The organism is Flavonifractor plautii ATCC 29863 (assembly GCF_000239295.1).
GTDB lineage: Bacteria > Bacillota > Clostridia > Oscillospirales > Oscillospiraceae > Flavonifractor > Flavonifractor plautii.
Genome location: NZ_JH417736.1, coordinates 18,471 through 43,355, shown reverse-complemented (window position 1 = coordinate 43,355; position 24,885 = coordinate 18,471). Strand labels below are relative to the sequence as shown.

General features: G+C 60.3%; 23 protein-coding genes. 16 read left to right on the top strand and 7 right to left on the bottom strand.

Annotation, left to right across the window (positions count from 1 at the left end; all coding sequences use genetic code 11):
- Positions 1-38: 38 nt before the first annotated feature.
- A complete protein-coding gene (locus HMPREF0372_RS07890; protein WP_024723631.1) occupies positions 39-713 on the bottom strand; it encodes a GntR family transcriptional regulator in 675 nt (224 codons plus the stop codon).
- A gap of 348 nt (positions 714-1,061) precedes the next feature.
- Between HMPREF0372_RS07890 and uxaC the strand changes: the two genes are divergently transcribed.
- The 13 genes from uxaC (at position 1,062) to lpdD (ending at position 13,874) form a co-directional block, all read left to right on the top strand.
- A complete protein-coding gene (gene uxaC / locus HMPREF0372_RS07885) occupies positions 1,062-2,492 on the top strand; it encodes a glucuronate isomerase (protein WP_007490556.1) in 1,431 nt (476 codons plus the stop codon).
- A 2-nt stretch (positions 2,493-2,494) separates the two neighbouring features.
- On the top strand, positions 2,495-3,220 hold the full coding sequence (locus HMPREF0372_RS07880; protein WP_024723630.1) for an amino acid ABC transporter ATP-binding protein: 726 nt from the start codon (positions 2,495-2,497) through the stop codon (positions 3,218-3,220).
- Between the two features lie 27 nt (positions 3,221-3,247).
- Positions 3,248-4,000, top strand: coding sequence for a cupin domain-containing protein (locus HMPREF0372_RS07875; RefSeq protein WP_007490552.1), 753 nt, complete (start codon positions 3,248-3,250; stop codon positions 3,998-4,000).
- Positions 4,001-4,051: 51 nt separating this feature from the next.
- The gene (locus HMPREF0372_RS07870; protein WP_007490550.1) at positions 4,052-4,801 is read left to right on the top strand and encodes a cupin domain-containing protein; all 750 of its coding nucleotides are present in this window, start codon (positions 4,052-4,054) and stop codon (positions 4,799-4,801) included.
- 3 nt (positions 4,802-4,804) lie between these two features.
- On the top strand, positions 4,805-5,644 hold the full coding sequence (locus HMPREF0372_RS07865; RefSeq protein ID WP_007490549.1) for a sugar phosphate isomerase/epimerase family protein: 840 nt from the start codon (positions 4,805-4,807) through the stop codon (positions 5,642-5,644).
- Entirely contained in the window at positions 5,641-6,480 is an 840-nt protein-coding gene (locus tag HMPREF0372_RS07860; protein ID WP_007490547.1) for a sugar phosphate isomerase/epimerase family protein, read from the top strand. Before HMPREF0372_RS07865 ends, HMPREF0372_RS07860 begins: the two co-directional genes overlap by 4 nt.
- Before the next feature lie 63 nt (positions 6,481-6,543).
- Positions 6,544-7,449, top strand: a complete 906-nt coding sequence (locus tag HMPREF0372_RS07855; protein WP_007490546.1) for a transporter substrate-binding domain-containing protein — start codon at positions 6,544-6,546, stop codon at positions 7,447-7,449.
- Between the two features lie 86 nt (positions 7,450-7,535).
- On the top strand, positions 7,536-8,210 hold the full coding sequence (locus HMPREF0372_RS07850; RefSeq protein ID WP_007490544.1) for an amino acid ABC transporter permease: 675 nt from the start codon (positions 7,536-7,538) through the stop codon (positions 8,208-8,210).
- A 16-nt stretch (positions 8,211-8,226) separates the two neighbouring features.
- A complete protein-coding gene (locus tag HMPREF0372_RS07845; protein WP_007490542.1) occupies positions 8,227-9,849 on the top strand; it encodes a mannitol dehydrogenase family protein in 1,623 nt (540 codons plus the stop codon).
- A 68-nt stretch (positions 9,850-9,917) separates the two neighbouring features.
- Positions 9,918-11,027: a mannonate dehydratase gene (gene uxuA / locus HMPREF0372_RS07840; RefSeq protein WP_039996917.1), complete on the top strand. Its 1,110-nt coding sequence runs from the start codon at positions 9,918-9,920 to the stop codon at positions 11,025-11,027.
- Positions 11,028-11,050: 23 nt separating this feature from the next.
- Positions 11,051-12,013, top strand: a complete 963-nt coding sequence (locus HMPREF0372_RS07835; RefSeq protein WP_007490539.1) for a bifunctional 4-hydroxy-2-oxoglutarate aldolase/2-dehydro-3-deoxy-phosphogluconate aldolase — start codon at positions 11,051-11,053, stop codon at positions 12,011-12,013.
- Positions 12,014-12,026: 13 nt separating this feature from the next.
- On the top strand, positions 12,027-13,052 hold the full coding sequence (locus tag HMPREF0372_RS07830) for a sugar kinase (RefSeq protein WP_007490537.1): 1,026 nt from the start codon (positions 12,027-12,029) through the stop codon (positions 13,050-13,052).
- Between the two features lie 429 nt (positions 13,053-13,481).
- Positions 13,482-13,874 carry a prenylated flavin chaperone LpdD gene (lpdD, locus tag HMPREF0372_RS18705; protein ID WP_024723623.1) on the top strand — a complete coding sequence of 131 codons (393 nt, stop codon included), beginning with the start codon at positions 13,482-13,484 and terminating at the stop codon, positions 13,872-13,874.
- Positions 13,875-14,056: 182 nt separating this feature from the next.
- Here the strand turns inward: lpdD and HMPREF0372_RS07820 are convergent, their stop codons facing one another.
- The 3 genes from HMPREF0372_RS07820 to HMPREF0372_RS07810 all read right to left on the bottom strand — a co-directional run bounded on the left by HMPREF0372_RS07820 (position 14,057) and on the right by HMPREF0372_RS07810 (position 18,492).
- On the bottom strand, positions 14,057-15,505 hold the full coding sequence (locus HMPREF0372_RS07820; RefSeq protein ID WP_007490532.1) for a sigma-54 interaction domain-containing protein: 1,449 nt from the start codon (positions 15,503-15,505) through the stop codon (positions 14,057-14,059).
- Positions 15,506-15,530: 25 nt separating this feature from the next.
- A complete protein-coding gene (locus HMPREF0372_RS07815; RefSeq protein ID WP_039996915.1) occupies positions 15,531-16,259 on the bottom strand; it encodes an SLC13 family permease in 729 nt (242 codons plus the stop codon).
- Positions 16,260-16,926: 667 nt separating this feature from the next.
- Positions 16,927-18,492 carry an acyl CoA:acetate/3-ketoacid CoA transferase gene (locus tag HMPREF0372_RS07810; protein ID WP_007490526.1) on the bottom strand — a complete coding sequence of 522 codons (1,566 nt, stop codon included), beginning with the start codon at positions 18,490-18,492 and terminating at the stop codon, positions 16,927-16,929.
- Between the two features lie 466 nt (positions 18,493-18,958).
- Here HMPREF0372_RS07810 and HMPREF0372_RS07805 point away from each other — a divergent pair, with 466 nt between their 5' ends.
- The 3 genes from HMPREF0372_RS07805 to HMPREF0372_RS07795 all read left to right on the top strand — a co-directional run bounded on the left by HMPREF0372_RS07805 (position 18,959) and on the right by HMPREF0372_RS07795 (position 21,904).
- Positions 18,959-19,834 carry a beta-keto acid cleavage family enzyme gene (locus HMPREF0372_RS07805; protein ID WP_007490521.1) on the top strand — a complete coding sequence of 292 codons (876 nt, stop codon included), beginning with the start codon at positions 18,959-18,961 and terminating at the stop codon, positions 19,832-19,834.
- Between the two features lie 28 nt (positions 19,835-19,862).
- Positions 19,863-21,332 carry an SLC13 family permease gene (locus HMPREF0372_RS07800; RefSeq protein WP_007490520.1) on the top strand — a complete coding sequence of 490 codons (1,470 nt, stop codon included), beginning with the start codon at positions 19,863-19,865 and terminating at the stop codon, positions 21,330-21,332.
- A 275-nt stretch (positions 21,333-21,607) separates the two neighbouring features.
- Positions 21,608-21,904, top strand: coding sequence for a cyclic nucleotide-binding domain-containing protein (locus tag HMPREF0372_RS07795; RefSeq protein WP_007490516.1), 297 nt, complete (start codon positions 21,608-21,610; stop codon positions 21,902-21,904).
- Between the two features lie 230 nt (positions 21,905-22,134).
- Here the strand turns inward: HMPREF0372_RS07795 and HMPREF0372_RS07790 are convergent, their stop codons facing one another.
- The 3 genes from HMPREF0372_RS07790 to HMPREF0372_RS21025 form a co-directional block, all read right to left on the bottom strand.
- On the bottom strand, positions 22,135-23,286 hold the full coding sequence (locus HMPREF0372_RS07790) for a CdaR family transcriptional regulator (RefSeq protein ID WP_007490514.1): 1,152 nt from the start codon (positions 23,284-23,286) through the stop codon (positions 22,135-22,137).
- A 115-nt stretch (positions 23,287-23,401) separates the two neighbouring features.
- Positions 23,402-24,292, bottom strand: coding sequence for an FAD-dependent oxidoreductase (locus HMPREF0372_RS07785; protein WP_007490512.1), 891 nt, complete (start codon positions 24,290-24,292; stop codon positions 23,402-23,404).
- Positions 24,286-24,759, bottom strand: coding sequence for an FAD-dependent oxidoreductase (locus HMPREF0372_RS21025; protein WP_207710483.1), 474 nt, complete (start codon positions 24,757-24,759; stop codon positions 24,286-24,288). The genes HMPREF0372_RS07785 and HMPREF0372_RS21025 overlap by 7 nt, the downstream gene beginning before the upstream one ends.
- Between the last annotated feature and the right edge of the window lie 126 nt (positions 24,760-24,885).

The following is a 24,885-nucleotide window of genomic DNA, read 5'->3' as shown; positions in this document are numbered from 1 at the left end:
CCCCGCCGCAGATTCTCTGCGGCGGGGATTTTTGCACACTAAAAGGAACAGTGAATCATGGTATTGATGGCCTCCTGATAGGAGAGCTGAATGTGCTCGGACAGCAACCGGCAGGCATCTTCCGGGCGGCGCTCTAAAATGGCATTCAGGATATCAATATGCTCCCGATTACTGACCTGATAACGGCTTGGACGCCAGGCTGTGATGCGGATGAGGTTGAGATATTCCGTGAGGCTGCGCATGAGCTGGGAGGCATATTGGTTGTGAAGTGTGTCAACCAGCTTCAGGTGAAATTCGTTGTCCAGTTCAATAAGCGGCGCAGCCGTCTGGCCCGCGTTTCCGGCCTCGTCGTCCTGATGCTGGAGCAGCAGCGTGCGCATGTCCACCGCCCACTGGAGATCCACCTGGTGAAAGCACTGATGGAGAATCAGAGGTTCCAGCAGGGAGCGAATTTCAAAGATATCATGGATGTCCTTGAGCGTGGGGCGGCTGATTTCAATCCCTTTGCGGGGATGTATATGAACCAGCTTGTCCTGAGCCAGGGCAAGAACCGCCTCCCGGACGGGAGTACGTCCAAGCCCCAGCAGCGCCTGGAGCTGCGCCTCATTGATGAATTGTCCCGGGGTCAAATCTTTTTGCAGAATCATCGTCTTGATCTGGTCATACGCGACCTGCGACAGACTATCCCGCCGTTTATCCACCACTGCCGCCATTGGCATATCCTCCTGATACTCTATGTGATATATGACAGACACATAGAAAAATGGCTGTACTTACAACATCGTTGGTGTCATTATACCAGCATCTTTTCCAGGGGTCAAGGCTTTAAAGTGGGGAAAAATGGATAATTTTTGTGCTTTATTTACAAAATTTAAGGATGGGAAATGGCTATCTTGGCAAAATTATCGGTTTATGTCTTGACGGATGGAGGGAACTGTGCTACATTTTGGGCTAGAGATATATCACAAATATATTATAAAACAGATTGAACTCCTGCGGAAAGCAGGGCGGCCGGCGGGCCCGCGCATCGGGAAACGGCGGACTAGGAAGGATGGAAAGCCATGAGACCATTCCTGGATGAGGATTTTCTGTTGACCAGTGATACGGCGAGGTATCTATACCATCAGGTGGCGGAACGTCTGCCCATATTGGACTACCACTGCCACGTGAGCCCGCGGGAGATCGCGGAGGACCGGATCTTCCACAACCTGACCCAGCTCTGGCTGGAGGGGGACCATTACAAATGGCGGCTGATGCGGGCCAATGGTGTGGACGAACGGTATATCACCGGCGATGCCGGGGATTATGAGAAGTTTGAGGCTTGGGCCGGCGCCGTGGAGCAGGCGGTGGGCAATCCCCTGTACCACTGGAGCCATCTGGAGTTGCGGCGCTACTTCGGTTACACGGGACACCTGACGGCGGCCAACGCCCGCCAGGTGTGGGAGCACTGCAGCGCCGTCATCGGCGGGGGCCTGAGTGTGCGTGAGATCCTGCGTAAATCCAATGTGACCCTTTTGTGCACCACCGATGATCCGGCGGACACCCTGGAATGGCACCAGAGGCTGGCTGCCGACCATACCCTGGAAACCAAAGTGCTCCCCGCATTCCGGCCGGACAAGGCGGTTAACGTGGAGAAGGAGGACTTCCCAGACTATCTGGCCCGGCTCTCCGCCGCCGCAGGGGTGGACATCAACGGATGGGGGAGCCTGCTGGCCGCCCTGGATAACCGGATGGACTTCTTCGCACAGCACGGCTGCAAGGTGTCCGACCACGGCTTGGACAACCTGCGGTACGCCCCGGCCCGCCCGGAGGAACTGGATAGCGTGGTCAGGCGCCGCCTGGCGGGAGAAACCGTGACGGAAGAGGAGGTGCGGCAGTATAAGTGGGCGCTGCTGACCCACCTGGCACGGGGCTACGCCAAGCGGGACTGGGCCATGCAGCTTCACTTCGCCGCCCAGCGGGACAACAACCACCGTATGCACCGCCTGCTGGGGCCGGACACCGGCTACGACAGCATCGGCCCTGGGGTGAACCTGCCGGCACTGGCTGCTTTCCTGGACGGGCTGGATGAGACGGGGGAGCTGCCCCGCACCATCCTCTATTCCCTGGAGCCCAGCGACAACGCCGCGCTGGTGGCCCTGATGGGCTGCTTCCAGGGGCCCGGTACTGCGGGGAGGCTACAGCACGGCTCCGCCTGGTGGTTCAACGACCACAAGCCGGGGATGGAGGCCCAGCTTACCACCTTGGCCGCAGGCGGCTTGCTGGGCAACTTTATCGGGATGCTCACCGATTCCCGCAGCTTCCTGTCCTACACCCGGCACGAGTACTTTCGACGCATCCTCTGCAACCTTATCGGCCGGTGGGTGGAGGACGGCGAATTCCCCGATGACCCCGCCGCGTTGGAGCGGCTGGTGGCCGGGATATCCTATCGCAACAGCATCCACTACTTCGGTTTCGAGCAGTATCACTTACGGGGGGCAGATACGGTATGAGTATGATCAGCGTCAAAGGGCTTCAGAAGAGCTTTGGCAAGCACGAGGTGCTCAAGGGCATCGACATCGAGATCCAGCCCGGCGAGGTGGTGGCCATTGTGGGCCCCTCCGGCTGCGGCAAGTCCACCTTTCTGCGCTGCCTGAACCTGCTGGAAAAGCCCACAGGGGGACAGATCCTCTACCACGATGTGGATCTGGTCAGCGCCGACGCCAGGAGCGCCAACAAGGTGCTCCTGGGTATGGGCATGGTGTTCCAGCAGTTTAACCTCTTTCCCCACCTGACGGTGCTGGACAACATCATGCTGGCCCCCGCCCTGGTTAAAAAGCGGGATAAGAAGGAGTGCGAGAGCCAGGCCATGGAGCTGCTGAAGACCGTGGGTCTGGAGGATAAGCGGGACGCCTACCCCAACCAGCTCTCCGGCGGACAGCAGCAGCGCATCGCCATCGCCCGGGCCCTCGCCATGAGGCCCGAGGTCATGCTTTTTGACGAGCCAACCTCCGCCCTGGATCCCGAGATGGTGGGCGAGGTGCTGGACGTGATGAAGAAGCTGGCCGCCGATGGTATGACCATGTTGGTAGTGACCCACGAGATGGGCTTTGCCCGCGAGGCGGCCGACCGGGTGATTTTCATCGACGGCGGCCGCATTGTGGAGGACAGCGAGCCCGAGGAGTTCTTCGCCCATCCCAAGAACAAGCGTCTTCAGGATTTCCTGAGCAAGATGCTCTGATTCAAACCATTCAAGGAGGAAGCAAACATGTCTCAGATCAAGGTGGCCCGCTACAGCGGCGTCAAGTACGAATTCGTGGACGGCTATGCCCGTGTGCCGGTGCTGGAGGGGGAGTTTGACCAGGCCCACTTCGCCCACTGCGCCCTGCAGCCCGGCTGCTCCATCACACCGGAGGTCTACTCCGTCACCGAGCACAACCAGCTCTTTATCTTCACCAAGGGCAAGGGCTATGTGACCACCCCCCGTCAGGCGTGGAACATCAGGGAGCCCGGCGTATTCGTCCCTGAGTTTGACGCGGAGCGCTTCACCATCACCTGCTCTGCGGACAGCAAGCAGCCCCTGGAGTTTCTCCACATCATCACCGAGCTGAGCGACTACGACAAGACCTGCCTGGTGGAGTCCCGCATGGTACTGCCCCGGTTCCGCGGTATCTCTGAGGGCTGGACCTACGACGAGGATTTCAAGGACAACGACACCACCACCTCCATTATGCTGCTGGAGCACCGCAACCTGGGCCGTCTGTCTATGGGCTGCGTCCGCGGCACCGGCCCCATCGAGATCGGACAGCACATCCACAACGAGCTGGCCCAGTGGTATTTCCCCCTGCCCGGCTCCGAGTTCATCTACACCGCCGGCGGCGAGGAAGTAAAGATGACCGGCGGCGACCTGTCCTTCACCCCCACCGGCTTCTGGCACGGAAGCAAGGTGGAGGCCGGCAGGCAGTGCGACTACATCTGGTTTGAAATGTGCATCGACGGTTATCCCGGCGAGATCAAGTAAGCCAATTCACATTGACTCAAAGGCTTAATTTATTGTAAAGGGGAATGTACCATGGCTTTGGTTAAAATTTCGAAGGGCGCCGACATCCGCCACGAGTATACCGATGGGGTGTCCCGGGTGCCTGTTCTGGAGGGCGCCTACAAGGATGCGGCAGTGGAGCGCATCTCCCTTCAGCCCGGCGCGGAGCTCTCGCCCGCCCTCTATTCCAAGACGGAGCACAACCAGGTGTTTCTGATCACCGCCGGCAAGGGCTACATCGCCACCCCCCGCCGCGTGTTCAACATCACGGAGGTCTCTGTGTTTGTGCCCGACTTTGACAAGGAGCAGTTCACCTTCCACTGTGCGGCCGATGCCAAGGAGTGCATGGAGATCGTCCATTTCGTCACCGAGCTCAACGACTACGACAAGACCTGCCTGAAAGAGGCCCACCTGACCCTGCCCCGGTTCCGGGGCGTGTCCCAGGCGTGGCACTACAAGGAGGATTTTACCGGCGCCGACATCCAGCAGATGATGATGATCGAGCACCGCAACCTGGGCCGCCTGTCCATGGGCGCCAACTTCGGCACCGGCCCTAACTACATCGGCCAGCATATCCACAACGAGCTGGAGCAGTGGTACATCATGCTCCCCGGAGCCTCCTTCACCTACACCGCTGAGGATGAAAAGATCCACGTGGAGGGCGGCGACATCACATTCACCCCCCACGGCTCCCACCACGGCAGCGAGTGCGCCGAAGGCGAGCGGTTCGCCTATGTGTGGTTTGAGCTGTGTGAGAACGGGTATCCCGGCGAGATTAAGTAAGCCATGAGGGCGACCTGGCCCCTTTTGGGCTCCAACGGCCCGTACAGCCGCGTCCCGCTTGCCGCGTTTTTGGAGGCGGAGGTACGGCTTGGCCTGGACGGCGTGGATTTCGTGCCACAGACGCCCCACTTCTGGTGCAGCCACACGGGACATGAGTCCGCCGCTCCCCTCAGGGCCGCCTTGGCGGAGGCGGGGCTTCCTGTCCGGGTGCTCACGCCGCCCCCCTACCGCTACTCCCTCACCGCTCCGCCGGGGCGGCAGCGGGAGGCCACCTTGGACTACTACCGGGTATGCATCGCCCTGGCCGCCGAGCTGGGGGCCGGACGGCTGGTGCTGGGGGCGGCGGGGGCCTGCTGGGATATAGAGCCGGAGGCTCTGCGGCGGAATGCCGCCGGACTGCTTTCCGCGCTGTGTCCTCAGGCGGAGGCCGCAGGTGTGCGCCTGCTGCTGGCTCCGGTCATGGGGCCGGAGACCCCGCTTATTGCAGAGTCTCCTGTGCTGGGCAGGCTGGAGGAGCTCTCCGAGCTGCTCCGCCGGGTGGACAGCCCTGCCCTGGGGGTGTGCCTGGACACCAACGTTATGAGCACCTGGGGCGACAGCATCCCCCGGTGGTTCGAGCGGTTGGGGGAGCACACCGGCCTGGTGCGCCTGTGCGACGGAAACTACCACGGCTGGCGGGCCTGGGGCGAGGGTGTGCTGCCCATGGAGCGCTACCGGGCGGAGCTGGAGGCGGCGGGCTATGCCGGCCCGGTGTCCCTGCTGCTGCCGGGGGAGCGCTATGCCGGCCGGCCCTCCTGGCCGGAGGAGCGGGCCCTGGAGGTCCTGAGAGGAGGGGCGGAATGAGAGGCATCAAACGCAGTCAGCTGGTCAACATGAACCAGCACTACCGCCGCTTTTCCATGGACTTCTTCCTGGATTGCCAGCAGCGCCTGGGTATCGGGCAGATTGAGCTGTGGTGCGGCGCCGCCCACTTCTGGCTGGATCACACCGGCTATGACGATATCTCTGCCCTCAGGGCCAAGCTGAGGGCCCACGGCGTGCGGGTGGTGTCGGTCACCGCCCCCAGCATTGCCTACCAGTACCAGTATGCCGCCCAGGAGCCCGCCCACCTGGAGTACTCCTTTCGATATTTTTCCAACGCCATCCATCTGGCCGCCGAGCTGGGGGCCGACCGGGTGGTGGTGAACTCCGGTTGGGGCTACCAGGGAGAGGACGAGTCCGCCATGTGGAACCGCTGCCGGGATCACCTGGGCCGGCTGTGTCAGGTGGCCCAGCCCTGTGGAGTGACACTGGTCATGGAGTCCCTCCGGGACGACGAGAGCAACCTGGTCTGCAACCTGGAGCGGGCCCGCCGGATGCACCGGGAGGTGGGACACCCCAGCCTGAAGATGATGGTGGACAACATTGCCACCGGCGCGGCGGGTGAGACTCTCGGGGACTGGTTCCGGGCCTTTGGAGCCGAGCTGATCCACATGCACTTTTTGGATGGAGATCCCTGGCTGCATAACGTCTGGGGGGATGGCAACACCGCCCTGGCCCAGCAGATTCAGACCATGAACGACCACCACTATACCGGATATCTGGTGCAGGAGGTGGCCGACGAGCACTATTTTTCCGATCCCTATGCCGCCGACCGCCGGAATCTTCGGGTTCTGGAGCGGTTTGTGGAGGACGATTGACGTTATTTTCCGGCAGATGTCTCCGCCGGTCAATAAAAATCAGAAAAGGAAAAGGTGAATCAAATGAAGCTGAAGAAACTCGTACCTGCGGCCCTCTCTCTTGCACTGGTCCTCTCTCTGGCCGCCTGCGGCAGCCCCAGTGAGCCCTCCGGCTCCACGCCCCCTGACACCAATCCTCCCGCTACCGGTTCGGCTGTCCCCGGCACGGAGGCTCCCGCGGCCGACGACTCCCTCCAGAAGGTTCTGGACGCGGGCAAGCTGACCATCGCCGCTGAGGGCAACTGGGTGCCCTACGTTTACAACGAGGATGGCACCGGCGAGCTTACCGGCTTTGAGGTGGATATCGCCAAGGAGATCTGCTCCCGCCTGGGCGTGGAGCCCGACTTCCAGATCTCTAGCAGTTGGGATCCTGTGGAGGCCGGCATGGACTCCGGACGCTATGACTGCATCATCTGCGGCGTGAACCCCAAGCCCGAGCGCCAGGAGAAGTACAACATGTCCATTGCTTACGCCGAGAACCCCTTCTGCCTGGTGGTGGCCGGTGACAACGAGGAGATTACCAGCTTTGCCGACCTGGCCGGCAGGAGCTGCGCCAACGCCCTGAACTCCACCGCCGGTGATCTGGCCCGCAAGGCGGGCGCGGAGCTGTCCGACGCATCCCTCACCGCCGCCATGGATCTGATTGTCTCCGGCCGCGCCGATGCCACCGTCAACAATGTGGCCGCCGTAGAGGAGTACATGAAGGAGCGCCCCGACATGAACGTGAAGATTGCCGCTATCTATGAGCCCGAGGAGGGCGAGGAGTGGATCATCCAGTCCGCAGTGGCCTTCCAGAAGGGCGCCGACACCCTGACCGAGAAAGTCAACGAGATCCTGCAGGAGATGATCGATGACGGCACCTGCTACGACCTGACCGTTCAGTACTTTGGCCAGTCCGTGGCCGACAGCACCAGCATCTATCAGAAGTAAGCTGACCCCAGCACTTTTCCGCCGGGGGGCCGCCGCAGGCGGTCCCCCGGCCCTATGAACACTATTTCTAAAGGAGGCGGGCCGCTGTGGATAATACCCTTCAGTTGCTCATCGATTCGTTCTGGCCGCTCTTTAAGGCCGGTCTTACCATTTCGGTACCTCTGATGCTCGTTTCGTTTATCCTGGGACTGGTCGTGGCCTTCGCGGTGGCGCTGATGCGGATGTCCAAATGGAAGCCCTTAAAAGCCATTTCCTGGTTCTATGTCTGGGTCATCCGCGGTACGCCGCTGATCGTACAAATCTTCATCATCTTTTTTGGCCTGGCCTATGTGGGCATCATCCTTGATCCCATCCCGGCGGCCATCTTGGCCCTGACTATCAGCCAGGGCGCCTATAACTCCGAGGTCATCCGTGCAGCCCTGGGCTCCATCCCCAAGGGCCAGAATGAGGCGTGCAGGGCTCTGGGTCTGAACAAGTGGCAGACCATGAGCCGGATCATCGTCCCCCAGGCCGCCCTGGTGGCCGTGCCCTCCCTGGGTAACTCCTTCATCAGCCTGCTGAAGGACACCTCCCTGGTGGCGACCATTACCGTTCATGAGATCTTCCAGACTGCCCAGGCCATCAACGCGGTCAAGTTCCAGCCGCTGCTGCTGTATATCGAGGCCGCCTTTGTCTACCTGATTTTCAGCACGGTCCTGACCCAAATTCAGGGCATGCTGGAGAAAAAGCTGGGCAAGCATCTGGTGGATACCAGAGTGTGATGAGAGAGGCGCAAACATGTTACATTTGAATATGCAAGGTCTGCAGGACCGGGCGGCTTGGGCGCAAGCCGGTATCCGGCTGCCCCGCTACGATGTGGCTGCCGTACGGGCCCGCACCTGGGAGGCGCCGGTGTGGCTCCACTTTGGCGCGGGCAACATCTTCCGGGGGTTCCTGGCCGCGGCCCAGCAGACTCTTTTGAATACCGGCAGGGCCGACACAGGCATCCTGGCCGCCGAATCCTTTGACTTTCAGATCATTGACCAGGTCTATAGCCCCTATGACGCCCTGAGCCTGCTGGTGCGCATGCGCGCCGACGGCAGCGAGGAGCGGGAGGTGATTGCCAGCGTGGCCGGCGGCCTCAAGGCCGACTGCGCCGGCCCTGACTGGGCCAGGCTGACCCGGGTGTTTTGCAGCCCGACTCTCCAGATGGCCAGCTTCACCATTACCGAGAAGGGCTACGCCCTAACCGATCTGGAGAAAAAGCCCCTGCCGGTGGTGGAGCGGGATCTGGCCGCCGGGCCGGAGGGGCCCCGTCACACCATGTCTATCGCGGCGGCTCTGCTGTACCGCCGTTTCCAGGCCGGAGGCGCGCCCATTGCCATGGTGAGCATGGACAACTGTGCCCGCAACGGGGAGAAGCTCCGCGCCGGGGTGCTGTCCATGGCCCGGGACTGGGCGGAGCGGGGGCTGGTAGAGTCCGCTTTCCTGGACTGGCTGGAGGACGAGGGCCGGGTGAGCTTCCCCTGGTCCATGATCGACAAAATTACCCCCCACCCCTCCGAGCGGGTGCAGGAGGAGCTGGGGCGCCTGGGTGTGGCGGACATGGCCATTGCCCGCACCAACACGGGCACCCTTATCGCCCCCTTTGTCAACGCGGAGATCACGGAGTACCTGGTGCTGGAGGACGCTTTCCCCAACGGACGCCCCGCCCTGGAAGGGGCGGGGGTGTATCTCACGGACCGGACCACCGTGGAGAAGGCGGAAAAGATGAAGGTGGGCACTTGCCTAAACCCCCTGCACACCGCTCTGGCGGTGTACGGCTGCCTGCTGGGGTATACCTCCATCGCCGCCGAAATGGGGGATGCAGATCTCAAGGCCCTGGTGGAGCATATTGCCGCCGAGAGTCTGCCCGTGGTGGAAGATCCCGGTATCCTCAGCCCCAGGGCATTCATTGACGAGGTGCTCCATGAGCGATTCCCCAATCCCGCCATCCCGGATACACCGCAGCGTATCGCAGCCGACACCTCACAGAAGCTGCCCGTCCGTTACGGCGGTACCCTCAGGCGCTATGCACGGCAGTCGGAGCAGGCATTGGCCGGACTGGAGTTCGCCCCCCTGGTGTTCGCCGGCTGGTGCCGCTACCTGCTGGGGGTGGATGACAGGGGAAACGCCATGCCTGTCAGCCCGGACCCCATGCTGCCCCAGCTCCAGGCCCACCTGAAGGGAATTGAAGTGGGCCGGCCCGATTCCCTGGCAGGACAGCTCCGCCCCATCCTGTCCAATGCAGCCCTCTTTGGGGTTGATCTGTATGCAGCAGGCCTGGGGGAGAGGACAGAAGAGATGTTCCGGGACATGCTGGCCGGCCCGGGGGCAGTGCGGGCCACCCTGCACCGCAATTGTGTATGTAAACAGCCATAACAGAAACAGAGGATTCTGTTCCGCCCTTCAGACGGCAGCAGGGCGGGAAGTGTAAGGAGGAAACAGCCTTGAAGATGACATTTCGCTGGTATGGGAGCCAACTGGATCCCATACCGCTGCGATACATCAAGCAAATCCCCAACATGAGCGGCGTGGTCACCTCCCTGATGGATCTGCCCGCCGGCGCGCTCTGGCCCACGGAGCGCATCTCAGCCCTCAAAGAGGAAGTCAATGCCGCTGGCCTGGAGATGGAGGTCATTGAGAGCGTCAATGTCCATGAGGACATCAAGCTGGGCCTGCCCGGACGGGACGCGTATATCGACAACTACCGGGAGACGGTGCGGCGGCTGGGCCAGGCGGGCGTAAAGGTGATCTGCTACAACTTTATGCCGGTTTTTGACTGGACCCGCACTGATCTGGCCAAGCCGCGGCCCGACGGCTCCACAGTCCTGGCCTATGATCAGGCAGTCATTGACCGCATCACCGACCCACAGGCCTTCGCGGATCAGATCCAACAGGGGGCAGGGGAGTTTGAGATGGCGGGCTGGGAACCGGAACGCATGGCGGAGCTCAAGCGCCTGTTTGCCCAATACCAGAATGTCTCCCATGAGGACCTGTTCCGCAACCTGAAGTATTTCCTGGAGGCAGTGATTCCCGTCTGCGAGCAGTACGATGTGAAGATGGCCATCCACCCCGACGATCCCCCCTGGGATATCTTCGGCCTGCCCCGCATTTACACCTGCCGGGAGAATATGCGCCGCATCGTGGAGCTGGTGGACAGCCCCTATAACGGGCTGACCTTGTGCTCAGGCTCTCTGGGCTCCAGCCCCTGTAACGACATTCCTGCCCTGGTACGGGAGTTCGGCGGAGAGGGACATATCCACTTTGCCCATGTGCGCAACATTAAGTTCACCGGCCCCGGCCGGTTTGAGGAGGCGGCCCACCTCTCCGGCGACGGAAGCCTGGATCTGTACGAAATTATGAAGGCCTATTACGATGTGGGCTTCGAGGGCTACATACGCCCCGACCACGGACGCATGATCTGGGACGAAAAGGGGCGGGCGGGCTACGGCCTGTATGACCGGGCCCTGGGCGCCAGCTATCTGAACGGCCTGTGGGAAGCGATTCAGAAGAATAACATTCAGCGTAATGGACAAAACGGCGCCGCGGCTGTGTAGCCGGACGGGAAAGGATATGGAGTATGAATCCCATTTTGGAACAGATTTGCCGCATTGGCATCATCCCGGTTATCGCCATTGACGATGCGAAGAAGGCCGTCCCCCTAGCCCGCTCCCTGGTGGAGGGAGGGCTGCCTGCGGCAGAGGTGACCTTCCGCACCTGTGCCGCCGAGGAGGCCATGCGGGCGATTGCGGCTGAGGTGCCCGAGATGCTTCTGGGTGCGGGTACCGTTTTAAACCATGAACAGGTGGACCGGGCCCTGGCGGCCGGGGCCAAATTTATTGTCAGTCCCGGCTTCAACCCCGATACCGTGCGCTATGTAAAGTCCAAGGGGGGGCTGATCCTGCCCGGTACCGCTACCCCAGGCGAGATGGAACAGGCCATGGCTTTTGGGCTGGAGGCGGTCAAGTTTTTCCCCGCCGAGCAAAACGGCGGTGTGGCCAAGCTCAAAGCCATCGCCGGACCCTATAAGGCTCTGAAATGGATGCCGACCGGCGGTGTCAGCGCCAAAAATCTGATGGATTATCTGTCCTTTGACCAGGTTGTGGCCTGCGGCGGCACCTGGATGGTGAAAAAAGACCTCATTGAGGCGGAGAACTGGGCCGAAATCACCCGCTTGACCCGGGAGGCGGTGGATACCATGCTGGGCTTCAGCCTGGCCCATGTGGGCATCAACTGCTTGGACGCCCAGGCGTCCGAGCGCACGGCCAGGACTATCTGCGGCCTGTTCGGCCTGCCCTTCCGGGCGGGGAACAGCTCCAACCACGCGGGGACGGCGGTGGAGTGCACCAAGGTCCCCGGCCCCGGCGTCCACGGACACATCGCCATCGGTACCAACAGTGTGGAGCGGGCCATCTATCATCTGGAGCGCCGCGGGGTGGCGATTGACCACGCCACCTGTAAGACCGATGCCAAGGGGCGGGCAAAGGCGGTCTACCTGGAGGGAGACTTTGGGGGCTTTGCCATCCACCTGGTGCAGAAATAAGGAGGGACGTACCATGAACAAGCGCGTTGTAACTTTTGGCGAGATCATGCTCCGTTTGGCCCCCAATGGATACTATAGGTTCTTCCAGAACGACCAGTTGCAGGCCACCTTCGGCGGCGGGGAGGCCAATGTAGCCGTCTCTCTGGCCAACTACGGGCTGGATTCCGTCTATGTTACCAAGCTGCCCGGCCACGCCATCGGCCAGGCGGCGGTCAACGCCCTGCGCAGCTTTGGCGTTGATACCTCCCATATCGTCCGGGGCGGAGACCGGGTGGGCATCTATTTCCTGGAGAAGGGGGCCTCCCAGCGGGGGAGCGTGTGCATCTACGACCGGGCCCACTCCGCCATCCAGGAGGCCCAGCCTGCCGACTTTGACTGGGACGCAATTTTTGCCGGGGCGGACTGGTTCCACTTTACCGGCATCACGCCCGCTCTGGGCCCCAATGTGGTGGAGATCTGCAAGGACGCCTGCCGGGCAGCCAAGGCCAGGGGAGTCAAGATCTCCTGCGATCTGAACTACCGGGGCAAGCTGTGGACCCGGGAGCAGGCCCGGGCGGCCATGAGTGAGCTGTGCCGGTATGTGGACGTGTGCATCTCCAATGAGGAAGACGCCAAGGACGTGTTCGGTATTGAGGCTGCGGAGACCGACATTACTGGCGGCAAGTTAAATAAGGAAGGCTACAAGAGTGTGGCCAGGCAGTTGGCTGACCAGTTCGGCTTTGAGCGGGTGGCCATCACCCTGCGCAGCTCCATTTCCGCCAGCGACAACGACTGGGCCGGCATGCTGTACGATGGGGAACACTACTGCTTCTCCAAGGAGTATCACCTGCGCATCGTGGACCGGGTGGGCGGCGGAGACAGCTTTGGCGGCGGATTGATTTACGCCCTGCTGGCTGGAAAGGACAGCCAGGCGGCCATTGAATTTGCCGTAGCGGCCTCCGCCCTCAAACACTCAATTGAGGGAGATTTTAACCGCATCACCGTGGCGGAGGTCGAAAAGCTGGCCGGTGGAGACGGCTCCGGCCGGGTACAGCGCTGATACCGGTCATGGGGAGCGCAGACGGAATGGGACTGCTCACAAAATAGCGGAGAAATACCGCTGGGTCGATGCTCAACACCGTACGGCGGAACGATTCAGACCGGCGCAGCGTTTGAAAAGGCACTGTATTTCGTAGAAATACAGTGCCTTTTCTCTGCGTTCCCGACCATTTGTTTTGTGCCTTAAAGTCTCGGGCAGATGCATTGAGAGGCAGAAATGTTGCTGCAAATACCGTGAGAAAGCACAGCCAAGCCAAGCCTCATTTTTGAAATGAGAAGCATAATATTGCGGTGTCCTATCGGCAACAATTTATACCACGCTTTGGACGACAGAGCGTGGAGCTGCCTCTAAGATGCACAATCTAATGATGGATTTCCTTATAGTATTGTTGTATAATAAATAAAAATTCAGGGATAAGGATGGGGCGCTATGGAGGAGTATCGTATTACAATTGCAGGGCAAAGCAAATATGAAATTGAACTCTGTGCCGTCCAGTGTGGCAGGGATTATAGTGTCACAATCTGCGGTGGGGGCCGTCATCATGTGGGAGCTGCGGCGCTGGGGTGCGACGAATCCGGAACAGTGGGACACAAAATGCGCGGCGCTACCGTCAGTGTGCTGTGTGTGTTCGGACACAGAGACGACGAGGCGGCACGGTGGGCGGCAAAGTATCTGGCTACCGAGCTGAAATGCAATGTCAGTGTAGCGGTCGGCATCCACATTGACCACGCGGATGGCAGTGAGATCCAATGCCTTCTGGAGAATTGCAGGGAGGCATGCAGACAATTCAAAGACCGTGTGCGGGCGGACAGGCTGTCTTAAAGCGGGTGAAAGTGGTGGTAGAGTACGGAGGAGAACCGTTCAGCCGAATCCAAATGAGGGTGACAGGGGGGAGGCATCAGCCTCCCCCCTCTAAGCAGGGAATGGTTTGGGCTGCCCCTGCCGCAAGCCCATCTCTCCTGGGGTACATCCCTGTATTTTTATGACATGATTCTCTCACAGTTTTATTTTCCACGGTTGTGGCGCTTTGGCAGGTTGTACTTTTTGATCTTGCGAACCAGAGTCGACAGATCAATGCCGAGAGTGGCGGCAATCTCGCTGAGGGTACGGTCCTCCTGAAGACGCTGGGCCAATACTGCGGCCTCAACCTCCTCCAAAATGCAGTGCAGGCTGGAGCCCGCCGGTACCGGCCCCTGGGGCGTACGCTGTAGCCACTGGGCGGTCATCTCGTCGGGCAGATCCTCCAGCTCGAGGGTGTCGCTCCTTGCCAGTACAAAGGCCCGCTCGATGATGTTGTTCAGCTCCCGGATATTGCCTGGCCAGCGGTAGGCCAGAAGGGCCTTCTTGAAGGCCTGGCCAAACAGCTTCCCGGTTCCCTGCTGGCGGTTCAGGCGCAGCAGGATGTGCTCGGCCAGGGGCAGGATATCCTCGGTCCGCTCCCGCAGGGGCGGAATGTGCACGGGAATGACGTTGAGTCGGTAATAGAGATCCCGGCGGAAGGAGCCCTGGGCCACCTCTTTTTTCAGATCCCGGTTGGTGGCGGCCACGACGCGGGCGTTCATAGGCAGGGGAGCGGTGCCGCCGATGCGGTAGAACCGGCGGTCCTGGAGCACGGTCAGCAGCTTCACCTGGAGCTGGGGCGGCAGTTCGCCGATTTCGTCCAAAAAGATCACGCCGTCTCCCGCCAGCTCAAAGATTCCCCGCTTTCCCGTCCGGTTGGCCCCGGTAAAGGCGCCGGCCTCATAGCCGAACAGCTCTGATTCCAGCAGGTTCTCCGGAAGGTTCCCACAGGAGATCTTGATATAGTCCGGGCTGCCCGCAAAGCGGCAGATCATGCGGCAAAAGACATCCTTACCAACGCCGGATTCGCCGGTAATCAGGACGGTGGAGCGGACGTGGCTGACCCGCAGGGCCAGCTCCGCCAGGTTGTGCATGGCCTTGCTCCTGCCTACGATGTCGTAGTCCTCCATCAGGTGGAGCATCTCATTGATGCGCTGAACCAGCTCCCGGTTGGCCTTCTCTTTGACCTGCATCTCCCGGTCGTAGTCCAAATAGGTGATGTCCATCTGCTGGCGGAGCTGCATCAGCTCGGTCATGTCCCGCACGTTGCCCACCGCGCCGCGGAATCGTCCGTCCGGGCTGTAGACAGGGGAGAGGGTGACGAGGAGAAGCCGCTCGGAGTCGGCCTGGTACTTGATGAGTTCGGAGCGGGTTTCCCGGCTCTGGAACACCTCCAGCATCATCCGCGAGATGGGAAACCCCTCCTTGACAAGCTGGTGGATGTTGTGCCCCTGGATCTTTTCATCCGGAAGCCCGGTCATTTCACTGTAAGCCCGGTTGTTGTAGACAATATATCCGGTTTCGTCCGTATAGGTGAAGCCGTCGGTGGCCGAGTCCATGATAGCCGCCAGGATCTCCGGATCCATTAGGCGTTTGATATTAGCGCCGGACATGGGGCGGAAGCCTCCTCTCTTGGCCCTACAGCGCCCCCAGCAGCCGCCACCAGGGGAGATAGAGCAGAAATACGGCGAAAAGCATAAGAGCGGTATGGGGGATGCCAACCCGGAGCAGCTCATGGGTGGAATAGCAGCGGTCGCCTTCACCCAGCAGCAGAATTACATGGTGGAAGGGCAGAAGAAATTGGCTGCACACCGCAATGCAGATGAGAAACATCAGCGGAAGAGGAGGGGCCACCCCGGCACCGATGGACATCAGCCCGGGTACTACCACCGACATGGTGGTGATGTTGCTGCCCAGCACGGTGTGGAGCAGTACCACGGTCAGCAGAACCACCGCTGCGTAAGCCGGCGAGAATGTCTGTGGAAAAACAGGAACAAAAAGGGAAAACAGCCGGTCGGCCACACCGCAGGACTTTAAGGTTCCACCGATGGCAAAGGCCGCTGTGAGGAAAATCAGCAGCTTGACGTTGATGGCCTTTACGTCCGGCAGGCGCAGCAGCCCCAGGGGGAACATGAGCGCCGTGGCGGCTGCCACAACCAGAGTGCCGGTAAGGGGGTGAAAATCCTCGGTGGCCCAAAGCACCACCACGGCCAGCAGAAAGACCAGGTTGCGCCGTTCCGACCCAGTGAGCTGAACCCGCTCCGCCGTCTGTGCCGGGCTGGAGGGGAAGGTGCGCAGCACCCTGCGGAACAGGAACCGGTAGAGAAGGACCGCCGCCAGCAGGTAGGCCAGGGTGGGAGCCAGCACATATAGGCCGCCCAGACGCCCTCATCTACGGTCAGACCGGCCATGGAGGAGAGGGCGCCATTGAGAATAATATCGCCCCGAATCATGGACATATTTATCAAAATAGAGAAATAATAAAGGCCGAACAGGAGGGCGGTGCGCAAAGGCTCGGACAGGTTTATTCTAGCAAAGTACTCCCGGTAGATCAACGAAAGGATAATGATGCGGGAAAAGGGCTGGGGAATGAGAAACATCATGGCCGCGGCGGAGAGGAGGAGGGAGAGCACCATACGCCCGGGGGAGCGGGCAAAGTGCGCCAGAAGAGGCTGGAGCAGCTTGCCCGGCAGGCCGCTGTTGGAAATTCCTTGGGAAAACAGAAAAGAGACGGTGATGAGGACAAAATTTTCTGACAGGGGGAAGGAAAAGACTGTCTGGACCGGCGCGCCGCTGCACAGCAAAAAGGCCGCCAGCAAAAAGAGAGAGGCCGCTGTCCGCTCCACCACCCCGGTCACCCACCACAGGATGGTGAGCACCAGGGCGGCGAGGATGACGGACTGCTGTAGGGTAAAGCCGAGGGGGCGCAGCAGAAGAATCAGGGCGGGGAGCACCAGTGTGAGCACAAAAAGAAGGGCGCGCCGACGGTTTGCGGCCAGCGGCGCCTTGACCCGGGTTTCCATAAACGTCCCCCTCACAGTGTCAGCCCCATGGGGCCCGCCTGAAAGATGCGGTGGTCCATCTCACGCAGCTCCGGGGAAATCAGGGGCCTGAACTCCATCTGGGCCAGAATATCCTGCTCCAGCTCCACGCCGGGGGCGATTTCGGTGAGCATCAGCCCATCCGGCGTCAGCTTGAGCACCGCCCGCTCCGTAAGGAAGGTCACATCCTGGCCGCTTTTGACCGCGTAATCGCCGGAAAAGGTGATCTGCTCCACTTGACGGCGGAATTTTTTGCTCCTGCCCTCTTGCAGTATAACCAACCTGCCGTCCCGCACCTCCTCCTTTAGGCCGCCTGCGGTAAAGGTTCCGGTAAAAAACACGCGTTTGGTATTTTGGGAGATGTTGACAAAGCCTCCGGGGCCGGTGCAGCGGGAGCCGAACTTGGAGACATTTACGTTGCCGTGGCAGTCAACCTCCGCCGCGCCCAGGAAGGACAGATCCAGCATGCCGCCGTCATAAAGCTCAAGAGTATCGGCCACGGTATAGATGGCCTCGGCGTTGACCGCTGAACCGAATCCAGCCCCCTCCACCGGCACGCCGCCCTGGGGACCGGACTCCAGGGAGAGGGTGATGCGCTGGGCGATGCCCTCCTCGTTGGCCACCACTCCAACCCCGGAGGGAATGCCGATGCCCAGATTGATGAGACAGTCGGGCCGCAGCTCCAGGGCTCCCCGGCGGGCGATGAGTTTACGGTTGTCCAGGGGCATGGGCGGGATGGAGTCGGTGGGGCGGCGGAGCTGCCCGCTGAGCTCCGGACGGAGCTGGGCCGCGTAGCTCTGCATATGCAGGGCCGGGTCGGTATTGACCACCACATAGTCCACCATCGGGTGGTGAACCCGTACGCTCTTGGGCGGCAGAGAGCCACGGCTGACGATCCCCCGCACCTGGGCAATAACAATGCCGCCGCTGTTGTGGGTGGCGGCGGCCAGTTCGGCGGCATAGTCGCCCACGCCTTCATCCTCCATGGACAGGCTGCCGTCCTCGTCGGCCCAGGTGGCCCGGATGAAGCAGGCGTCGATGGGGAAGGTCTTGTAGGCCAGATAATCCCGCCCGTCCAGCGAAACTAACTCCACGATGTCCCGGCCCTGAGCCCGGGTTTTTTGATTCGCCTTGCAGCCCTCCACCCGGGGATCGGCAAAGGTGCCCAGCCCCACATGGGTGAGCACCGCGGGCTTGTGGCCGGCGATCGCCCGCCACAGGTGGAGCATCACGCCAAGGGGCAGGGCATAGGCCGCCACCTGGTTGGTGCCGATGAGCTCGGCGATCTCGGGCGGGTTGGCAAAGTGCCCAGCCATCACGGTATCCAGCAGGCCAGGAGCCCGGAGCCGGGCCAGTCCGCGGCCGTCGGGCCGGTTGCTGCCGGGACTGATGCCGCATACCGCCGTCAGGGCTCTGGGGCTTCCCAGGCGCTCATACCGTTCCGCTAGGGCGGATAGAAGCTCGTCCGGAGCCGCATAGGCGCCGAAGCCGCCCACCCCAAGGGCCATGTTATCTTGAATCAGAGCAGCCGCTTCCTCGGCTGTGATCCGCTGCGCCACATCACATCATCCTTTCTGTGTTCCGCGCCCCGCTTACCGAGCGGGGCCTTCGCCCATGGAATCAGCAAGAGGCATGCCAATATGGAAGAATCCATTATAAGCGGTGCGGGAGACAGGGGGCGGCCCCTCCGGCCGCTGCCGCATACAGCGGCGCTCATTGCGCATAAATGCCTGTTTTTTGCGCCCGGTGCCCGTCACAAAAGCGCCTATTCGTTGCAGCTCAACGAATAGGCGCTTTTGCGCAATATGAAACCTAAAAATGCGCATAATTGCATGTTTTTGATGGAGGATGCCCCGGCTAAATACGCATTTTTCTCAAAAAACAGGCAAAATGGGGCGAAAAATGCTGAATGGAGGAGTTGGCCCTGCGTTTGCTTTAAGAACAGAATGTCTCCGGCGGTTTTACCCTTCACGCCGGGGCAAACGAACGTCATCCTATGACGAGAACGTGTAGAGGAGCGATATTATGGCGAGGAGAAAAGTGATTATCACGGTGGCCCAGACGGGCGCGTTCCACGGCAAGGAGGCAAATCCCAATATCCCCCTGACCCCGGAGGAGATTGCGGCCTCCGCGTACGACTGCTACAATGCAGGTGCGGCCATTATCCACATTCACGCCCGGGATCAAGAGGGCTTGTCCACCAATGATCCCAAGGTATACAGCGCCATCGGCTCGGGCATCCGGGCCAGGTGTAATGCCATTCTTCAGTACTCTACCGCCCCCGCAAACCGGGAGGGAACCTGCGCTGAGGACGGCATGAGGCTGCTGTACGACCCCAACCTGGTCAAGCCTGAGATGTGCTCCCTGGACTGCTCCCTGATCGGCACGAGCTGGGGGGACCGTACCTTTGTCTACGAGTGGTACCGCCCCTTCCTGCTCAAGTACGCCCGGAAAATGCGGGACATGGGCATCAAGCCGGAGCTGGAGTGCTTCAACCCCGAGAGCGTGGAGGACGTGTTCAATGTACTGGTACCAGCCGGCGTGCTGGAGGAGCCCGTCTCACTCTCCTTTGTCATGGGTATGGACCGCATCAGCCAGGGCTCCATCTCCTTCTCCGAGGAGAACCTGGACTTCATGATCAAGAAGCTGCCTAAGGACCGCTTTGTGAACTTTTCCACCATCTCCATCGGTGCCAAACATCACGTTCCCGGCATGGCGATGACCGTCCTCAAGGGCGGCGGGGCCCGGGTGGGTATGGAAGACAACATCTACTACGCCCCCGGAGAGCTGCTCAAGAGCAACGCCCAAATGGTGGAGCGGGCCGTACGCATCATCCGCGAGCTGGGCATGGAGGTCGCCACCCCCGACGAGGCCCGCGAAATTCTGAAGCTCGGCCGGTAAGCCCAATCTGACGGAGAGGAAGAGACGAATGGAAAAACAGAAATTCTATATGCCGGCCTCCCTGTTGATCAAAATTCTGGTCTGCCTGGCGGTCATCGCCGCCTTCTGGGTGGCTCCGCCGGTGGCGCCCCTGACCGCCGTCGGTATGCGGGTCATCGGTATCTTCATCGGCGTTATCCTGATGCTGTCCATTGTGGATACGGTGTGGCCGGCTATGCTGGCCATCGTGCTGCTGGGACAGAGCGGCGTATGCACCGTCAATGAAGCCATCGCGGGCTCCATCGGCAACTGGATCATCTATTTTGTGCTGATGAGCTTTATCATGACCCATGCCCTCAACGAGTCCGGTTTTACCGACCGGCTGGTAGCCAAATTTATGAGCATCAAGCTGGTCAGCAAAAGCCCCTGGATCTTTACCATTTCCCTGGGTGTGCTCGGCATGCTCCTGGGGTGCTTTATGGATCAGGTGCCCGCCACCGCCTTTATGCTGGCGTTTGTCTCCCGCATCTACAAAGAGCTGGGCTACACCAGTCGGGATGCCTATCCCCATGTGGCCAACATCCTCACAGTGTTCGGCGTCAACATCGGCGGAGCCATGACCCCCATCTCCCACTCCTTGGCCATTCTGGGCATCGGCATTTATGAGGGGGCCACAGGGGAGAGCCTGAGTCTGTTCAGCTATCTGGCCTTCGGCGTGCCCACGGGCCTGATCCTGTTCGTTCTGCTGTGCGTCGCGGTGCGCCTGCTGACCCGTCCGGATATGTCCAAATTCAAGGACTTCAAGATTGAGAACGTCGTCAAAAAGCAGGGCCCCATGACGCTGCGGGAGGGTACCACTGCAGTGGTGTTCTTTGTGACCGTTATCATGTGGATTCTGCCCGGAGTGCTTAAGATGTTCAGCGACACCGCTTGGGTCAATGCTTTCAACAGCTTCGGCATTACCTTCTGGGCGATCCTATCCGTGGTGGTAATGGCGGTGGTCCACATTGACGGCAAGCCCCTGCTGGACGTCAGGACTGTGGTCAACCAGAGCATCAACTGGGGCATCCTGATTTTCATCAGCATCGGTGTCTACCTGGGCAGCGCCATGAGCGCCGATTCCACCGGAATCGTGGCCGCCATTCAGCAGAATATTACCCCCCTCACCCAAAGCGTGGCGCCTGTGGTGGTGATGTTTGTCATCGCCACTGTCTCCGTCCTGATGACCAACTTTGCTTCCAATGTGTCCACTATCACGGTAATGACAGCGGTGGGTGTGGCTCTGGCAGCCAGCAGCGGCGGAGCCATCAGCGCGGTGGGCATTGCCCTGGTGACAACGATGTGCGGCTCATGCGCCTATTTGCTGCCCTCCTCCTTCGCCACCATTGCCATGCTCCACGGACACGAGTACAGCAGCCGCAACCAGATATATCTGTTCGGCATTATCATGATTGTAATTACATCTCTGATCATTGGATTCGTAGGATATCCCATCGGCTGCGCGCTGACTGGGAGCTGAGCCTCTGTCATCTGTGCTCTGAAGACATAAGCTGGAATGTAGTCCCCGGATTGAAAGCAACCCTTCAACAGGGCCGCCGGTGTTTCAAAGAACCGGCGGCCCCTTTCTATCCCGTGACAAAAAGGGAATACCCCCAGCTGGGGAAGCGGTCAATTTATTGCACGAACCAAGTACTGTCATATCAAAGGCGGACATACAGAAGACACTCTATAAGCTGGATCACAACACATTTCGGCGGCGATGGATGAGTCTGCGCTGTTTTGAGATGCGGTATTATGGATAACGCAAAAAAGATGCTCATCATGCGCCACGGGTTTAAAAGCATTACCTTTAGCGCATATAAGGAGCGGCTGCTAAAGCTGTTCCGGATGGCTGCCGACCGCTCCCAACTGGTGGACGGCCGGTGGTACAACCAGCAGATACAGTACACTCAAAACGACGTGAGTATCATCATCAGAAGTTCGCGCATCACCGTGTCCAAACCGCTCAATAAGTCATGTGAGGAGGGGATAATCCGTATGCTGAACCGCAGAATCCAGATTAACGTGCACCTCAAGCCAGAGGAGCTGTGATTTATGTTACTTGATATATACGGCAGGGCAAGTCTACATTGTAAAAAAGGCTCTGATAGGATCGGCTGCATCCGCCGGCGGCCCCGCATGGTTCGAAGACCCAAGGTTTAAATCTCCTCTCTGCAGCATAAAACCCGTCGGAATCCTTGGATTCCGACGGGTTTTATGCTGCCCGCTGCCAGAGTGCCTGGAGAGGATATCCCTGCCGGGCATCGACTGGAAACAATGTGCTAAACCATATTGAGGTAATTGTAGATGGCAGTCATGAAAATTGCGTCCCGAATGCTGGTCAGGGGGCTGATACCCAGCAGCTCTTTGATTTTCTTGACCCGGGCTGCCACAGTGTTCTTGTGGAGATAGAGCAGCTCCGCCGCCTCGCTCAGGTTCATACTGGTTTCGATCAGCGCACCGATGGTCTCACGAAAGATGGACTCATCCATATGCTCCCGGATCAGGCGTACATAGATGTCCAACAGAGGGGCCATGGTCTCGGTGGAGATCTGGCTCATCATGTATTCGGTCAGGTAGTCGGCTAGAAAGTACACCTTAAGCTCTTTCTTCTGGCGGTAGCGGTACAGCCACATGATATCCTCATAGATGCGGCCGTAATAGGAAAAGCGGTTCTGGACCGTGCCGCAGATATAGCGGCTTTTCTGTCCGGGCACCTGAGATTCAAACCATGCATCGATTTCTTCGATACACAGGCGGATCTGGTTGCGGTAGGTGGCCACCGTAGTTTCGTCAATCTGCTTGAAGAGCAGGAGCAGGTTGCCGCCGATACAGAACAGCAGGTCGTTGGGAGAATGGCTGGGGGAATTCGGGTAGTCCTCGGCAAAGCGGGAAAGCACCAGTTCGGAGCTCTCGCACCCCACATACTCAATAAGAAGGGGATAGCGGTTGACGTGCTCAGTGATACCCAGTTCAGCGGCCTGGGAGCGGATGCGCATGATGTTGACCGGGCGGTCCACAAAGAGAAGGCGGGCCAGATGGCTCATGGCGCCGGTGGAGGCAGTGGGGAGGAATTCACGCTGGAGTTCGTAGTCGTACAGCGATTCAAACGACAGCTTGATGAGCTTGGCCAGGGACATTACGGTGGATGGATCGCCGGAGACGCCGATGACGCCCACCGGGATCAGGTTCTCCCGCAGCAGCAGGTTCACCCCAGGCGAAGTCACGCCGGGGAGATCCTCGGTCAGATCCTCGGTGACGTTGATGCTGATGTTGTTGGTGATCATGCGGAAGGCGGTAGCGTGGAAGGTGCCCACACGCTCTTCACTGCACGACGCAATGATGATACCGTGCTCATTCATGATGTTGATGTTGTAGTCGGTCTGGGAGCGGATGCGTCGGATAAACTGCTCAGCAAAGGCCTGGTTGATCATGGGCGGCACCTCCCTTTTTGCCCTTTATTGTACCATAGCTGGGCAGAAAGCACAACTGATTGGGTATCCGGGCATGTGAAAAGGCGCCTGAAAGGGCGCCTTTTCACATAGAGGTTTAGTCTAGGCGGGCGCCGTTTTCGTTCATACGGGCGCGGATTTCAGCGCCGGACAGCTCACGCAGGGGCAGATCCCGCCGGATGGACAGGTCGGCCGCCAGCGCGGCAGCGTGTCCATATTCAAAGCACTGGGCGGTGACCCGGCAGCTTGCCAGGGCCTGGTGCTCGGCGCACAGGTTGCGCCCGGCCACAAGCAGATGCTCGCCGGTTTCCGGAACCAGGGAGCCGTAGGGAACCTCGTAGTAATCGTTGATGAGCCAGAACAGGTAGGGCGTTTTACCGGCGTGGAGTTCAATGGGCCAGGGGCAGCGACAGATGCCGTCGGAGCGCTTGCGGGCATGGGCCACGTCGTCATTGGTGAGCCGCGCAATGCCGCGGATGCTGCGGGTTTGGCGGACGCCCACTTCGGGAGAGCAGTCGTTGATAAAGCTGTGCTCACAGCCGGGAATATGCTCCCGGAAGAAGCGGGCGTATTCCTGTACCTGGCGGCGGCCGACGATCTCCGCCTCAGTGTGGTCCTCCGGGTTGCATACGTTCAGCGCCCGGCCGTCCCGGCCGGTCAGTAGGGTAGTGTTCATCAGCAGTTCACCGGGCCGGGGAGTAGGAAAGACCCAGACCTTGACCCGGGGCAGATGCCAGCCCTGGCGGTTGGCCTCGTGGAGCAGCTCCGTCACACAGTCGGGACTGATAGTGTCCGGCCCCCAGTAGTCGGAGAAGCGCGCCGTGTCCACCCCGCCCAAGCGGAACATGGCGGTGGGATTCTGGATGGTGCCGTTGTCCCCCATGGTGTAGCCGCCCCCCGCCCGGTAGATCAGATCTGCGTCGCCGGTGGCGTCGATGAGCACCTTGGCGCGGATCTGGGCCAGGCCGCTCTTGGTATCAATTACCACCCCATAAAAAAATCCCCCTCCTTGATGACGCCGAAAATATTGGTATGATAGAGGATGCCCGCCCCTGCGCCCAGCACCAGCTCCTCGGCCACTTCTTTATAGACCTGGGGATCGTGGGTGATGAGATAGGTCTTGCCGTAGAGCTGCGGGGGCGTCACGCCGCCCCGGGCGCGCATGGCCTGGAGAAACTCCTCTGTAAAGCCGAAGACGGTCTGGCGGGGGCCGTCGGCTTCCGGCGTGTCACTGCACAGAAATGTACCGCAGACCGTGCCGGAACCACCGGCCACTGCCGCGCCCCCCAGAAAACCCAGCCGCTCCACCAGAAGGACGGAGCGCCCCTGCCGGGCGGCCATGGAGGCCGCCGCAATGCCGGCCGGCCCACCGCCGCAGACCAGGACATCCACCTCGTCATACAGCGGGAGCGCACAGTCGGTGTGGTAGATAACGGTATGGCGAAATTCTTTCAATTGCTTCACCTCATGTTCTGCGCCGGTCGGGGCGCTCTATGTTGTATATCCAGTATGACAGATCTGACTGCTGGGCGGAATGTGCCGCTGACACAGCTTTGCAAAGCTTTTCTATGGAGCTGGAAC